The organism is Thalassobaculum sp., assembly GCF_040219215.1.
Lineage (GTDB): Bacteria > Pseudomonadota > Alphaproteobacteria > Thalassobaculales > Thalassobaculaceae > Thalassobaculum_A.
The window spans coordinates 51684-66384 of record NZ_JAVJSX010000003.1 but is presented as its reverse complement, the minus strand read 5'-3'; the positions used below and the strand labels follow the sequence as shown (position 1 = coordinate 66384).

Genomic DNA, 14701 nt, shown 5'->3' with positions numbered 1-14701 from the left:
TCTCGTATGGGACGGTGGTACTGCGATGACCATGCCAAAATTCAGTCCATTGCCGCCGTCTCGGAACCTGACCGAAGAGCTCACCGCTACGCTGGCCGAGAGAATCCGTAGCGGTGAGCTGGTTTCGTCGGAGAAGCTGCCGACTGAACAAGAGATGATCGCCGCATTCGGAGTCAGTCGAACCGTTGTCCGCGAGGCGATCGCGGCGTTGCGGGCCGAGGGGCTGGTTGAATCCCGGCAAGGCGCCGGAGTGTTCGTCGTTGGCGACAAGCGACGGCGACCGTTCCGCATCGAGGCGGATGGAGCCGCGACCGTCGAGGGCGTGATCGCCATCATGGAACTGCGCCGCAGCGTGGAGATCGAGGCCGCCGGCCTCGCAGCCGAGCGTCGAACCGACCAGCAGCTCAAGACGATCCACGAGGCGGTCGCGGCGTTCGACGCGGTTATCGGAACCGGCGATGTCGCGGTCTCTGCCGATTTCGAGTTCCACAAGTCGATATGCCAGGCGACCGGCAATCCGTACTTCGAGTCGTTCCTGGAGTTCCTGGGGCATCACATCATCCCGCGTCAGACCGTGCGGGTGCAGGTGTCGTCGGCCGAGGAAATGACGCGCTATCTCCAGAAGGTCTCGCGCGAGCACCATCAGATCGTGACGGCGATCGAGGCGCGGGACGGTGCGGCCGCCCGCCGGGCCATGGGACGTCATCTGACCCGCGGCCGTGACCGTTACGCCAGCCTGGTTTCGACGACCACCGGCGAGTAATCCCACACCATTATGCGTGAACCCTCGACGCATCGGAAAATACATCATATGACATGATGATCTGATTGCACTGATCGAGGAGACCTGCGATGGCGTCCACCCCCCAGGAACTGAAGCAGCAGGTCGGGGCAGGGCTGCTGTCGTTCCCTGTCACGGACTTCGCGCCGGACCTTTCGTTCGACCGCAGCGGCTACGCGGCCCGGCTGGAATGGTTGAATGGATACGGCGCGGCAGCGTTGTTCGCTGCAGGCGGAACCGGTGAGTTCTTCTCGCTTACGCCCGGAGAGTACCCGGCGATCATCGATACAGCGGTGTCGGCTTGTCAGGGGCGGACCCCGATCATCGCTGGCGTTGGCTACGGGACCCGGCTGGCGGTGGAGATGGCGTTGGCGGCTGAGAAGGCAGGCGCCGATGGTCTGCTGATCTTGCCGCAGTATCTCATCACGGCAGAACAGGAGGGCCTTTTCCGTCACGTTAAGACGATCTGCGACGCGGTTAAGATCGGCGTGATCGTTTACAATCGAGACAACTGTCTGTTCGCGGCGGAGACGGTCGCACGCCTTGCCGACGCGTGCCCGAATCTGATCGGCTACAAGGACGGTGCCGGAGACATCGAGCGTATGGTGCGGGTTCGCCGGCGGATGGGAGATCGCCTGGTCTATGTCGGCGGCCTGCCGACGGCAGAGATCTACGCCGAGGCCTACGATGCCATGGGCGTTACGACCTACTCTTCTGCGGTGTTCAATTTCATCCCCGAGACCGCCCTGGCGTTCTACGCGGCGCTGCGCAGCGGGGACGGAGCCACCGTCGAACGCCTGCTCAAGGAGTTCTTCCTGCCGTACATCGCGATCCGCGATGAGGCAAAGGGCTATGCGGTCAGCATCGTGAAGGCGGGGGCACAGTTGGCCGGGCATGGCGCGGGCCCGGTTCGGCCGCCGTTGATCGACCTCAACGACGATCAGATGACCCGCCTCGGCGCTCTGATGAAGTCGCTGGGCTGAAACTCGGCTCGCTACGGGAAGTCGAGGCGGTCCGGAACCAAGGAGATAACGGCATGAACATCTGCATGGTCGGCTACGGCATGATGGGGGTCTGGCACAGCGACGCGCTCCAGGGGGAGGGTTGTCGCTTCCACACCCTGGTCGGTCGTCGGCCGGAGCAGTCGCAGGAGTTTGCCGAGCGCTACGGCTACCAGAAATGGACTGCCGATCTGGACGAGGCGTTGGCCGATCCGGATATCGACATTGTCATCATTGCATCGCCCAGCGAGAGCCATCCGGACTTCGCGATGCGCTCGATCAATGCCGGCAAGCACACGTTGCTCGAAATTCCGATCGCTATGACCTTGGAGGAGTCGGAGGCCGTAGTGGCTGCCTCCGAAGCCCGAGGCGTCACCTTCGGACTTTGCCATCCGATGCGCCTGCAGCCGGAATACGCCCCGATCCGCGAGCGGTCCCTGGCCGGCACGGATCCGATCCGCCACATCTCCGGGCGGTTCTTCATCCATCGTCTGTCAAACGTCGGCGCCACCGGTTACCACCGCAGTTGGACCGACAATATCCTGTGGCATCACTTAACCCACTTCGTCGATCTTGGCCTGTGGCTACTCGATTTCGAGGGTGATCTGGCCTACAGCTTCCTCGGTCCGGTCAATGCGAAGACCGGCATCCCGATGGAATGCATCCTGTCGATCGAGACCCAGCGCAATCAGACCCTGCTGGTCTCCGGCTCGTACCATTCGCGCGAGCGGATCTACGACAACGTGATCGTGACCGATGCCGATTCGTACCGTCTCGACATCCTGCGGAACCAACTTGTCACTGGCAGCGGGGTGCAGGAGGTCGCGGCGGAGAAGGAAAATTTGTCGCTGGTCACCAGGGATTTCGTTGCGGCAGTTCGTGAGGGACGTCAGCCCGCGGTTCCCGGCCGTTCGGTATTGCCGGCCATGCGGATACTGGACGCGGCCCAGCAGCGCTGGGATGCGGTCTACGGCCGCCAGTCGCTGCCGGGCCGCCGGTTGGCCGAGTGATTTGCCGCCGGCGTTCAAACGCCATAGCGCCCGCATGGGCCGACTCTTTCCCGACTGGATCGGCAATCGGTGACGCAGCATTTCCTGCGTCGATTGATATTGGGCTGTTACGGACATTTGTGGCGAGGTAGGTATAATCCACTAGGGCCCGAGTCGAAGCGTGGGGTAGGAGTGATCGTCGTCGCAGTCAAAGTCAGGGAGTGTCGCTCGTGAGCACGCCCTGCGCCTATGTGGTCGATGACATTGAGCTGAACCGCGAGATGTTGATTGGGCTTCTCAGTCCCGCCGGCATCGAAACCCGCAGTTTCGCATCAGCCCAGCAGTTCCTGGATGCGTTCGATCCGTCCCTTCCGGGGTGCATCCTGCTGGACATTCGGATGCCTGGCATGAGCGGTCTTGATCTGCAGAAGACACTGAACGAGCGTCAGGTTGTCCTGCCGGTGGTGATGATCACGGCGCACGCCGATGTCCCGATCGCGATCGAAGCGATGCGCGACGGTGCCTACGACTTCATCGAGAAGCCGTATGACAACCAGCATCTGGTCGACGTGGTGAAGCGGGCATTCGTAGATTGTGAGGAACGCCAGCGTGTTCAGGCCGAATTGGACAGTGTCCGGTCGTGCTACGAGACGTTGAGCGCGCGGGAACTGCAGGTTCTCGAAGCCATGGTCGCCGGGCGCCTGAACAAGCAGATTGCCCATGATCTCGGAATCAGCCAGCGCACCGTCGAAGTGCATCGGGCCAACGTGATGGAAAAGATGCGGGCGAGTTCTCTTGCCGAGTTGGTGAGGATGTCGGTGCGGCTGAACGATAGCGGCGAACGGCCGGCGTAGTGCCGGTCACCCGCTAGACCGGGCGTGCCGCCGCCAGCGCCCGGTCGATCAAGGCGTCGTTGCAACCGAGATAGCAGGACGGATCGCGCAACCGGCTCCAGTCGATCGTCACGGTCGTGCGGGACTGCAGCGCATCGACCAGATGCCCACCGCCATCGATCACTGCGCGGGCCGCCTGCTTGACCAGTGCCTGGGCTTCCGGGCGCGGCATGTGCTCGGCGAGTGCAAAGGTGGCGGCTTCGGCCAGGATCAGTCCGTTCTCCGGCCCGAGGTTGGCACGCATCCGCTCGACGCCGACGGCGAGCCGGTTCAGCAACGCCTCCGTCTTTGCCAGCGCGGCACCGGTCGTGACGACCATTGTCGGCAGGGTTGCCCATTCCATCTGCCAGCCGACACCGCCGCGCTCGTGCTCCTGGATCTGCGCCTGGTGCAAGCTGCCGAGCAAAGTGGCGTTCAAGCGGGCAGCAACCACCAAGGCTTCCCCGGTTACCGGATTGGATTTCTGGGGCATGGTACTGGAACCACCACGTCCGCCGCCGGCGCTCTCGTCGAGTTCGCCGATCTCGGTCTGGGCCAAGAGCACGGCGTCCTGGCCGAGCTTGCCGAGCGCCCCGGTGACCAGCGACAGCCAGGACCCGAATTCGGTGATGCCGTCGCGTTGGGTGTGCCAGGGAATCGGCGGACAGGCCAGGTCGAGGTCGCTGGCCATACCTTCCATCACCTCGATGCCTTGGCTGCCGAGCGCGGCGAGTGTCCCGGCCGCTCCGCCGAACTGCACCATCAGCAGCCGCGGCCGCACTTCGGACAGCCGTTCGCGGCAACGCACCAACGGCATCAGCCAGCCTGCGCACTTCAAGCCGAAGCTGGTCGGCAGGGCTTGCTGGTAGCGGGTCCGCGCGGCCATGACCGTGCCTCGGTGCGTGTCGGCCAGCGACGCGAGTGATGTGATCACTCGATCCAGACGGTTGGCGATCTGCCCCAGGGCGTCGCGAAGCTGAAGGACCAGGGCGGTATCGACGATGTCCTGGCTGGTGGCACCCCAGTGCACCCATTGTGCGGCCTCGCCCCCGACATGGGCACGGAACTGCTGGACGAAGGCGATGACGGCCACCCCGGCCTGTTCCGAACCTTCGCCAAGCGCGTCAAGGTCGGGCACAAAGCCCCCGACCGCCTCGGTCATCCGCTCTGCTGCCGCTTGCGGCACAATGCCAAGCTTGGCCTCGGCCCTTGCCAGTGACGCCTCGACCTGCGCCATGGCACGGACCGTAGCGGTGTCGTCGAACAGCCGGGCGATCTCGGGCTCGCTGAAGAGTGGGCCGACGATCCGGGAGTCATAGACGCTGACCATGTCGGACGGCTCCCGTGACGGTTTTTGCGGTCAGGCTGCTGCAGGAAGGGACAGCAAGGAGCGCGCCTCGGTCACGCTGGCCGGGCGACGACCGTACTGTTCGCACAAATCGACCACCCGCTGCACCAGTGCCGCGTTCGACGGCGCCAGCGTATGGCGGTCGAGGCGGACATTGTCCTCCAGCCCGGTACGGCAGTGGCCGCCGAGCTCGAGTGACCAATGGTTCAAGGTGATCTGGTCCTTGCCGATGCCGGCACCGGTCCAGGTGGCATCCGGTGCCAGGCGCTTCAGCGTGCTGACATAAAATTCGAAAGTCGGGCGATCGACCGGCATGGCGTTCTTCACGCCCATCACGAACTGAACGTGGAGCGGCCCTTGGATCCGTCCAGCTTGAGCCATTTCGACGGATTTGAATATCATAGATAAATCAAATGCTTCTACTTCTGGTTTAATGTTATAGTTTATCATATCCTCGGCCAGCCAACTGACGAGGTCGGGTGCGTTGTCGTACACCCGGGTCGGAAAGTTGACCGAACCGGTGGCCAGCGATGCCATGTCGGGCTTCAGCGGCAGCATTCCGCCGCGTTCCCGCCCGGCGCCGGAGCGACCGCCGGTCGACAACTGTATGATCATGCCGGGACAGTGTTTGCGCAGCCCCTCCATCAGGCGTCCGAACCGCTCCGGATCGGACGTCGGGGTCCCGTCGTCCTTGCGCACATGGCAATGAGCCAGCGTGGCGCCGGCCTCGAAAGCCTCCTGGGTGGACTCGACCTGCTCGTCGATGGTGATCGGCACGGCCGGGTTGTCGGCCTTGGTCGGTAGCGATCCGGTGATGGCGACGGTGATGATGCAGGGTGCGGTCATGATGTTCCCCTTCCTTGGTTCAGGCGTCGAAGAACACGGTCTCGGCGTCGCCCTGCATGCGGATGTCGAAACGGTAAACCGTACAGGTTGGGCCGTCCTGGCGCTGGGCGATCAGGGTTTGGCGGCGATCTTCCGGCACGGCACTCAGAACCGTGTCGCTGGCGTTGGCTTCGGTCTCGTCAGAGAAATACAAGCGGGTGAAGGCGTGAAGCAGCATGCCACGCATGAACACGACGACATTGATGTGCGGGGCTTGGCCGCCGCCGACGGCGCCCGGTTTCACGGTATCGAAGATGAACCGGTTCTGCGGATCGGTTCCGGTGCCGAAGCGTCCGAAGCCGCGGAAGTCGGAATTGGAGCCGCGCGGATCGGTCGGATGGGCATAGCGGCCCTGGGCATCGGCCTGCCAGATCTCGATCATCGCGTCGGCGATCACGGCACCATTGCCGTCGAACACCTGACCCTCGATGCGGATGCGCTCGCCCTCGGCCGTGTCGTCTGCCAGACGGCCGCCGGCAATCGCCTTCAGCGGGTAGCCGTACTGTTCCGGCGTGAGGCCATAGGCGAAATACGGGCCGACGGTCTGGGACGGGGTCTGTCCGAGCGGGTCAGCCATCCATCAAGCCTCCATCGGTGTGGCGGTCGCGCCGCGCAGGATGATGTCGAAGGCGTAGCCCAGTGCGAAATCCGGTTCGGTAAGATCGAGCGAGAACTTGGCGACCAGCCGGTCGCGCGCCTTCGCAGGGGTGCCGAGGAAGATCGGATCCAGTTCCAGCAGTGGATCGCCGGGGAAGTACATCTGGGTTACCAGGCGGGTCAGGTAGCTCGGGCCGAACAGCGAGAGATGGATGTGATTTGGCCGCCAGGCGTTGTGGTGGTTGCCCCAGGGATATGCGCCGGGCTTCACCGTATAGAACCGGTAACGGCCCTCGGAATCAGTGACACAGCGACCGCCGCCGAAGAAGTTCGGGTCGAGCGGTGCGGCATGCTGATCGATGACGTGAACGTAACGGCCGGCGGCGTTGGCCTGCCAGATCTCGATCAGCGTGTTCGGCACCGGCTGTCCGCGCTCGTCCAGGACCCGCCCGGCGACCACGATGCGCTCGCCCAGCGGTTCGCCATTCTTGGCGCCGTTCTTGGTGAGGTCCGCATCGAGCGCGCCGAGGCTGTCATGACCGTAGACCGGCCCGGTCAGTTCGCTCAGCGTCGCCTTCAGCGGGATCAGCGGCTTGGTCGGCCCTCGCAGGGCGGTCGACTTGTACCCCTGATCGACATAGGCCGGATGGCTGCTCCAATCGCGAGGGCCGTAGCCCGTCACCTCGGTCATTGACTGGCTCCTTTCTCGGCATCCTCGTCCTGGTAGACGCCTTTCGCCAGTCCATAGGCGCGGTTGGCGGCCGGCACGCCGGCATAGACCGCCACGTGGAACAGGGCTTCCTTGATTTCGTCGCGGGTAGCTCCGGTGTTTCGCGCGGCGCGGATGTGCATCACGAACTCCTCCCAGTGGCCGAGGCTTGCCAGGATCACCAGCGTCAGCAGGCTGCGCGTCGGGCGCGGCAGGCCGGGGCGGGTCCACACCGAGCCCCAGGCGGTTTCGGTGATGTAGCGCTGGAAGTCCCCGTCGAACGTGGTCTTGCGGGCTTCGGCCCGGTCGACATGGGCGTCGCCGAGCACCGACCGGCGCACTGCCATCCCGGCGTCGAACCGCTCGTCAGACAAGGCCGTTCTCCTTGAAGAAGGTCAGCATGCAATCGACCAGCGCATCCGGTTGCTCAACGCAGGGCAGGTGGCCGGCATCGGCGATTTCGCGGTACTGCGCACCCGGGATGCTCTCCGCCAACGCCCTGACGACGGCCGGGGTGGTGGCGCCGTCTTCCGAGCCGCAGATGGCCAGGGTTGGGACCGCAATCCGGGTGGCGTCGGCCGTCAGGTCGGCGTCGCGGATTGCCGCACAGGCGCGGGCATAGCCTTCGGACGGTGTGCGAACCAGCATGGTGCGCCACACCGCTATTTCTTCACGTCGGCTGAGACGGAACGACGGAGCGAACCACCGCTCCATCACGCCATCGGCCAGGCTTTCCAACCCGTTCTGGTCGATCGCGGTGATCCGGGCCTGCCACATCTCGGGAGTACCGATTTTCGACGCGGTGTCGCACAGCACCAGGGCGCGGACCCGCGAGGGGTGATCACGGACCAATTGCTGGGCGATCAGCCCGCCGATCGAAAGGCCGCAGACCAACGTACGTTCGAATCCGACGTGCCGCAGCAGGCCTTCGAGATCGGCGGCCAACCGAGGAATGTCGAAATCACCGCTGCCGGGGCCGGTCAGGCCGTGTCCGCGCATGTCATAACGCAGCGTGCGAAACCGGTTGCCGAGCCGGGCCAATACCCGATCCCAGATTCGAAAATCGGTGCCCAGCGAGTTCGCGAATACCAGCGTCGGCGCGTCGTCGGGACCGTCCACGGCGTAGTGGACGACCGTTCCATCGATGGTCACCGCCTGCATCGTCGCCTTGCTCCTGCATCTCGGTCGCTTGCGGCATGCTGGACCGCTGGAATAGTTATGTAAAATGAGTTTTCAGCCACACAGGTATAACCGTTTCTCACCGATTGGTCGGCTTGGGTCGAGCCTTTGGAGGGAGTCGTGATCGATCGCCCGGTGAAGATCCGTCACCTTCATTGCTTCGTCGAGGTAGCGCGTCTCGGCAGCGTGAACCGTGCGGCCGAGAGCCTGTCGATCACCCAGCCCGCGGTGTCTAAGACCATTCGCGAGCTTGAGGAAATCCTCGACGTACCGCTGTTTGAGCGCAGCCGGCGTGGCGTCCATCTGACCGAACAGGGCACCGTGTTCCGACGTCATGCCGACGCGGTGCTGAGCGCGTTGCGTCGTGGGCTTGAGAGCGTCGACGCGGTCCGGGCGGCGGGCGGCGGGTATGTCACCGTCGGTGTGCTGCCGACCGTTGCGGCACGCCTGATGCCGGAGGCGGTGCGTTCGTTCATCGCCCGCCAGCCGGAGCAGACGGTCCGCGTGATCTCCGGGACCAACCCGGTGCTGATCGACCGGCTGCGCCAGGGTGAACTGGATATGGTGGTCGGACGATTGAGCAATCCGGAACGGATGGCCGGGTTGAATTTCGAGTACCTGTATTCGGAGCGCCTGAGTTTCGTGGTCCGGCCGGGGCATCCGCTGCTGCGGGAGCCGGCGTTCGACTTCGCTCGGTTGCGCGAGTTCGTGGTGATTCTGCCGACCCCGGAGATGATCATTCGGCCGGCGGTGGAGCGGCTGCTGGCCCAGCATGGTCTGGAAACCCTGCCGCGGTCGGTCGAGAGCGTGTCGAACGCGTTCGGCCGCACGTATACCCGGTCCGGCGACGCGATCTGGATCATCTCGCACGGAGTGGTCGCGACTGACCTGGAGGAGGGCGCGCTGGCCGAACTCAAGGCCGACACCGGCGACAGCCGAGGTCCGGTCGGCCTGACCACCCGGATCGATACGGTTCCGTCATCGGCTGCCCAGGTCTTCATGGACATCGTCCGAGCGTTGGCGGAACGGGTGCGTGCGTAGGGTCGCTGAAATCAGCTCGAGCGAGGGCTTGGCCCCAGCGGTCTGGCCGTCGACAATCAACACAACAATACACACTGAGGGAGGCGAGCGTGGATCTGCAGGTGGCTGGCAAGCGGGTGGTGGTAACCGGCGGCTCGAAAGGCATTGGACTGGCCGTGGCCGAGGCGTTTCTGGCCGAGGGCGCGTCGGTGACCCTGGTGGCCAGAGATGCCGGGCGGCTGACCGAGGCGGCCAAGGGCCTCCAGGGCCGGGTCGAGACCGTTGCGGCGGACCTGTCGAACCCGGCGGACCGCCAGAAGCTGGCGGCCAGCCACGGTGATGCCGATGTCCTGGTCAACAACGCCGGCGCCATCCCTGGCGGCGGGCTGTTCGACATCGACATGGCGCGGTGGGAGCAGGCCTGGGCGCTGAAGGTCATGGGCTACATCCATATGACCCAGCTGTTCCTGGCGCGCATGAAGGAGAGGCGCGACGGTACCATCGTCAACGTCATCGGCATGGCCGGTCGTCAGCCACGCTGGGACTACATTTGCGGCGCGACCGGCAACGCCGCGCTGAACGCCTTCACCAATGCCGTTGGCGGCCGATCGCCGGAATGGAACGTTCGGGTGTTCGGCATACACCCGTCGGCCACCCGCACCGACCGGATCATCACCCTGTCGAAGACCCGCGCCAAGAATGAGCTGGGGGACGAGGGTCGGTGGCAGGAGATGCTGGGGAGGCTTCCGTTCGATCGTATGGCCGAGCCGGCCGAGATCGGGGCCATGGCGGTGATGCTGGCGTCGCCGCGCGTGACCTATCTGTCGGGGACGGTGATCGACATGGACGGCGGCGCCCAGTTCCGTTGAGAGCCCGACGATGAACCAAGGATCGGCTACGCCGGCCATCAGCCGCAGCGCGCGCAGCACTGTTGCGAGCCTCCTGCTCCAGCAGTTGCGCCTGAACCCGCACCGGATCGCCGTCGACGACGGCGAACGACACCTAAGCTACACGACGTTTGTCGAGCGGGTACGCCGGTTGGCCGGACTGCTGGCCGGCCGCGGCGTCGGACGCGGCGACCGGGTGGCGATCCTGTCGGAGAATCGGCTGGAATACCTGGAGACGTACTTTGCCGCGGCCTGGCTGGGGGCGATCCTGGCCTGCCAGAACTGGCGGCTGTCCGGGCGGGAACTGGCGTATTGCCTGGATCTCGTCGAACCCAAGGTACTGCTGGTGTCGGCTCGGCATCGACCGAAGTTGGTCGAACTCGGTCGTGAAGCCCGGGCCATCACGTTCAGTCCGGCCTACGAGGTTGCCTTGTCCGCCGCCGAACCGGCCCGCGTGAACCTGCTGGAAGCGGTCGAGCCGGAAGACCCGCTGCTGATCCTGTACACCAGCGGTACGACGGGTTTGCCCAAGGGGGCGGTAATCAGCCACCGCGCTGAGATCGTGCGCAATCTCGTAATCCGCGCCGAGTTCGGAATTGCGCCGGAAGACACGTTCGTTGCCTGGTCGCCGCTTTATCACATGGGGGCGGCCGAGTGCTCGATCGGCGCGCTGATGACCGGCGGCAAGGTCATCCCGGTCAATGGCTTCGACCAGGACCGCCTCGCCGAGGTCATTGCGACCGAGCCGCTCGGCTGGCTGTTGTTGATGCCGGGAATGGTGGGCGCCTTCGCCGACGAGTTGGAGCGGCGGGGGATCGCTCCTCGAGGGGTGAAAGTCTGCGGCGTGATGGCGGATCTGGTGCCGCCGGCTGACATCGCGCGGATCACCCGGCTGCTCGACGCACCGTACGCCAACACCTTCGGCGCCACCGAGACCGGGTGTCCGCCGTGCTCCTCCAACCTGATCCCGGTCGGCGTCGTCCCCATCCGTCTGTCGAAGCAACAGAGCCCGTTCTGCGAGGTCCGCTTGGTCGACTTCGGCGATCATGAGGTGCCGGATGGAACGGCCGGTGAACTCAGCATGCGCGGGCCCACCCTGTTCAGTGGCTACTGGCGGGCCGACGAGACGAACGCCCGGGACTTCAGGGGCGGCTGGTTCCACATGGGTGACGTGTTCGTGCGCAACCCCGACGGCACGCTCGATTTCGTCGACCGCGTCAAATACCTGATCAAGTCGGGCGGCGAGAACATCTACCCCGCCGAGATCGAGCGCGTGATGCTGGCTGACCCGCGGGTGACGGAAGCGGCCGTGGTGCGCCGATCCGATCCGAAATGGGGCGAGGTACCGGTTGCCTTCGTCGCCCGCCGCGACGAGTCACTGACGGTGGACGACCTGCACCGTCGATGCCGTAACGAGTTGGCCGGCTACAAGCAGCCGAAGGGCATCCACTTCATCAACCACGACGACTTCCCGCGCAGCGCGTCAGGCAAAGTCCAGCGGCACGAGTTGGAGAAGCGGTTGACCGAGTTCGGCAACTGACCCGAATTTTGCGCGTCCTAGGCCGATCGTATGCGGGAGATGAACGTTTCGACCTGACTTTTCAGCGAGCCGAGCTGCGTCTCCAGTTGTCCGGCCGCCGATGACACGCTTTGTACCGAGCGACCGGTTTCCTCGGCCTGTTCGCTGACCCGACGGATGGTCTCGACGGTTTCCTGGACGTTGCTGGCGGCCTCTTGGGCGCTGCGGGAGATTTCCTGGGTTGCGGCTCCCTGCTCTTCGACCGAGGCGGCGACGGATGCCGTGATCGAATTGATCTGGTCGGTGGTCGCCGTGATCCGGCCGATGGCATCGACCGCGTTGGTGGTCGCCGATTGGATGGAGGCGATCTGACCCGAGATCTCCTCGGTTGCCCGCGCGGTCTGGTTGGCCAGGCTCTTCACCTCGGACGCTACGACGGCGAAGCCCTTTCCGGCCTCGCCGGCACGGGCCGCCTCGATTGTCGCGTTCAGTGCCAGCAGATTGGTCTGCTCTGCGATGTCCTGGATCAGGGAGATGACATCGCCGATCTTGTCGGCGGCGGCGGCGAGGCTGCGGACCTCGTCGTTGGTGGCTTGCGCGGTACTGGTGGCTTCCTGGGTTACCTGGGCCGACTGGCTGACTTGGCGATTGATCTCGGCAATCGAACTGCTGAGTTCCTCGGCTGCCGTTGCAACAGCCTGAACCGCCCCGCTGGTCTGCTCCGAGGATGACGCGACGGCGGATGCCTCGCGCACCGCCATGCCGGTTGCTTCGACCGCATGGCCAGAAGCGTCGCTCATTTTGTTCGCCGTGGCCGAGACCGTGTCGACCACGCTCTTGACCGAGGCCTCGAACTCCTCTGCCAGCTTCATCATGGTGCCGCGACGCTCTTCCGCAGCGGCGCGGTCCTGCCGTTCGCGATCGTCGCGCAACCGGCTGATCTCGGCGGCATTTTCTTTGAACACCTGGACCGCTCCGGCCATCGTTCCCAACTCGTCCCGGCGGGTGATGAACGGGACCTGGGTGTCGAGATTGCCTTCGGCCAAGCTCGTCATCGCAACGGTCAACCCGGACAGCCCGCCGACCACGCTGCGGGTTACGAAGATCATCAAGGGCAGGAAGATGGCGATCGCGGCAAGTGACGTGGTGACGGCAGCCGTCACCGACCGGTCGACGGCCGCATCGGCTTCCGAAAGTCGGGATTCCAGGCGTTTGTTGGCGCTCTCGTTGATCAGCGTCAAAGACTGGGTGAACTGCTCGCCGGCAGCGTCGATGACATCATCGATACGCGCGAAAGCGGCATCGTCCGCGTTGGTTTCGATCGCGGTTCGCAGATCTGTCTGGATTGCCTTGGCCAGGGCGGCGAAGTCGGACTTCAAGGCTTTGACGACCGGGCCGGCATTCGTTCTGTGGCCGAGAGCGATAATGCCGTCCATCTGGGCATTGATGAAGTCGACGGCCTTGCCGATCACCTGCTGGCGTTCCGGCTGAATCACGCCTTCGGCGCGGTCGACGATGGAGTCCATCGCGGCGAGAACCATTTCCACGTTCTGCAGACGGGCTTCGTTCAGCAGCGAGATGGCGTGGTTCAGGCGCGTCGCATCAGCGGTCTTGGTTCGAACGGCGTCAGCGGAAAGGTACTGAATGCCGCCCAAGGCAACGATGGCGAGCAGCGCAGCGGCTGCTACCACAATCATCTGATTTCTAATGTTCCAGAGACTCTTGGACACGCTGACCACCCCGCTCGTTTGCGCCACGACGGGATTTTGCTCAAAAATATGATAATAAAATACTAATGCACCGGACTCGGCATTTCACGCTGTTGCGCGGCTGTGTTCCAACGACTCCACCTCCCATGATAGTCGGCGCGGCCGAGCAACAGGGTCTCACCGCTCGGCCAGAGCGTGAGCCGGATACCGGCGGAGCCGGGAAGGCCGTCTGGTTCGACCCGGAGCCATGCGAGTGGCGAGGTCTGCGAAGCTGCTTCGCCGGCTTGGTGCAAGGCGGTTTCGATCCTGTGCTGGGTTTCGACCGGCAAGTACTGCCAGACGACGGTGTGTAAAAGGACGCGAACCCGGCCCGGCGTGGGTGTACCCGCAAGGCGCCGCTCGACCCAGTCGGCGGCATCGGCTCTGTCGACTTCCTGGCGTGCGCTTGCCGCGACCCGCAGGGCGGCGTCGATGCGTGCGAGCCGATCGGCCTGGTCCGGCCAGATGTAGGAGAGCAGACGGTCCCGGTCGGCCGGAGACCCCGGGTTCAGCGGGTTGCGGTCGCACCCTTGGCGCCGGACGACCGTCAAAGGAGCGTCCAGCGGCACCGGGCCTTCCCATCTGGTAGTGATCCGGACCTTGGATGCCGGCGGTCCCCAGGATCTCCCGCCCAATTCATAGCGATAGTGGTCAAATCCAAGGTTCAGTCCGGCGCTCGAGCCGATCTCGTAGATCTCAAGCGGTAGGCGGAAGGTCTCCGCTATGGTCAGGCAACCACCCAGGATCATGCCGGACCGCGCGACCTCGTTTGTCTGCGGCGGGCTGTCTAGGTAGGCGGTCAGAAACCGGTCATGCCCGGCAATTGCCACCTGGATCGCCGTCCAGACCGCGTCCGCTGTACTGCAAGACGTTGGATAGGCGGCTGCAAGGGGCGGGCAGCGACCGGATCGGCTCAACGCGTGCAGGCTGCCGCAGGCGCGCAAGGCGAGGGCGTCGGTGACGGGCTGCCCCGGCCACTCTGCGATGCGGCGGCCGAAGGCCGAGTCGGGACGCAGCCGTTCGCCCAGCAGTTCACAGACCATCGCGGTGAACGGAGAGCCCAGGTCGCGGCATGCATCGGCCTGTCGCCGGAACGCGTCGGCGATCGGATCGGGGAGGGGCAAGGCGATTATCCTTCTGCAACGGAACAGGCGACGCTGCTCACG

Annotated in this window: 15 protein-coding genes; 7 read left to right on the top strand and 8 right to left on the bottom strand. The window is 64.7% G+C overall.

Features of this window, described 5'->3' with window-relative positions; all coding sequences use genetic code 11:
* The first annotated feature begins 25 nt into the window (after positions 1–25).
* The 4 genes from RIC54_RS01805 (at position 26) to RIC54_RS01790 (ending at position 3625) form a co-directional block, all read left to right on the top strand.
* Positions 26–763 (top strand): FadR/GntR family transcriptional regulator, encoded by a 738-nt coding sequence (locus RIC54_RS01805; RefSeq protein WP_350095309.1) that lies wholly within the window; start codon positions 26–28, stop codon positions 761–763.
* A gap of 89 nt (positions 764–852) precedes the next feature.
* Positions 853–1764 (top strand): 5-dehydro-4-deoxyglucarate dehydratase, encoded by a 912-nt coding sequence (gene kdgD, locus RIC54_RS01800; RefSeq protein WP_350095306.1) that lies wholly within the window; start codon positions 853–855, stop codon positions 1762–1764.
* Positions 1765–1817: 53 nt separating this feature from the next.
* Positions 1818–2792: a Gfo/Idh/MocA family protein gene (locus RIC54_RS01795; RefSeq protein WP_350095303.1), complete on the top strand. Its 975-nt coding sequence runs from the start codon at positions 1818–1820 to the stop codon at positions 2790–2792.
* A gap of 209 nt (positions 2793–3001) precedes the next feature.
* A complete protein-coding gene (locus RIC54_RS01790; protein WP_350095300.1) occupies positions 3002–3625 on the top strand; it encodes a response regulator transcription factor in 624 nt (207 codons plus the stop codon).
* 13 nt (positions 3626–3638) lie between these two features.
* Here the strand turns inward: RIC54_RS01790 and pcaB are convergent, their stop codons facing one another.
* The 6 genes from pcaB to pcaD are packed head-to-tail and all read right to left on the bottom strand — an operon-like array spanning position 3639 to position 8343.
* A complete protein-coding gene (gene pcaB / locus RIC54_RS01785; RefSeq protein ID WP_350095297.1) occupies positions 3639–4973 on the bottom strand; it encodes a 3-carboxy-cis,cis-muconate cycloisomerase in 1335 nt (444 codons plus the stop codon).
* A 30-nt stretch (positions 4974–5003) separates the two neighbouring features.
* Entirely contained in the window at positions 5004–5837 is an 834-nt protein-coding gene (locus RIC54_RS01780) for a 3-oxoadipate:acetyl-CoA acetyltransferase (protein WP_350095294.1), read from the bottom strand.
* Between the two features lie 19 nt (positions 5838–5856).
* Positions 5857–6453: a protocatechuate 3,4-dioxygenase subunit alpha gene (gene pcaG / locus RIC54_RS01775; protein ID WP_350095291.1), complete on the bottom strand. Its 597-nt coding sequence runs from the start codon at positions 6451–6453 to the stop codon at positions 5857–5859.
* Positions 6454–6456: 3 nt separating this feature from the next.
* Positions 6457–7164, bottom strand: coding sequence for a protocatechuate 3,4-dioxygenase subunit beta (gene pcaH, locus RIC54_RS01770; protein WP_350095288.1), 708 nt, complete (start codon positions 7162–7164; stop codon positions 6457–6459).
* A complete protein-coding gene (gene pcaC / locus RIC54_RS01765; RefSeq protein ID WP_350095285.1) occupies positions 7161–7556 on the bottom strand; it encodes a 4-carboxymuconolactone decarboxylase in 396 nt (131 codons plus the stop codon). The genes pcaH and pcaC overlap by 4 nt, the downstream gene beginning before the upstream one ends.
* On the bottom strand, positions 7549–8343 hold the full coding sequence (gene pcaD, locus RIC54_RS01760) for a 3-oxoadipate enol-lactonase (protein ID WP_350095282.1): 795 nt from the start codon (positions 8341–8343) through the stop codon (positions 7549–7551). Before pcaD ends, pcaC begins: the two co-directional genes overlap by 8 nt.
* 138 nt (positions 8344–8481) lie before the next feature.
* Here pcaD and pcaQ point away from each other — a divergent pair, with 138 nt between their 5' ends.
* The 3 genes from pcaQ (at position 8482) to RIC54_RS01745 (ending at position 11808) form a co-directional block, all read left to right on the top strand.
* The gene (gene pcaQ / locus RIC54_RS01755; protein ID WP_350095279.1) at positions 8482–9402 is read left to right on the top strand and encodes a pca operon transcription factor PcaQ; all 921 of its coding nucleotides are present in this window, start codon (positions 8482–8484) and stop codon (positions 9400–9402) included.
* An 89-nt stretch (positions 9403–9491) separates the two neighbouring features.
* Entirely contained in the window at positions 9492–10250 is a 759-nt protein-coding gene (locus RIC54_RS01750; protein ID WP_350095276.1) for a short-chain dehydrogenase/reductase, read from the top strand.
* 10 nt (positions 10251–10260) lie between these two features.
* On the top strand, positions 10261–11808 hold the full coding sequence (locus tag RIC54_RS01745) for a class I adenylate-forming enzyme family protein (RefSeq protein WP_350095273.1): 1548 nt from the start codon (positions 10261–10263) through the stop codon (positions 11806–11808).
* A 17-nt stretch (positions 11809–11825) separates the two neighbouring features.
* Here the strand turns inward: RIC54_RS01745 and RIC54_RS01740 are convergent, their stop codons facing one another.
* Complete coding sequence (locus tag RIC54_RS01740) at positions 11826–13484, bottom strand: methyl-accepting chemotaxis protein (protein ID WP_350095270.1); 1659 nt, start codon at positions 13482–13484, stop codon at positions 11826–11828.
* Positions 13485–13579: 95 nt separating this feature from the next.
* Entirely contained in the window at positions 13580–14659 is a 1080-nt protein-coding gene (locus tag RIC54_RS01735; protein WP_350095267.1) for a DUF2332 domain-containing protein, read from the bottom strand.
* Positions 14660–14701: the final 42 nt, after the last annotated feature.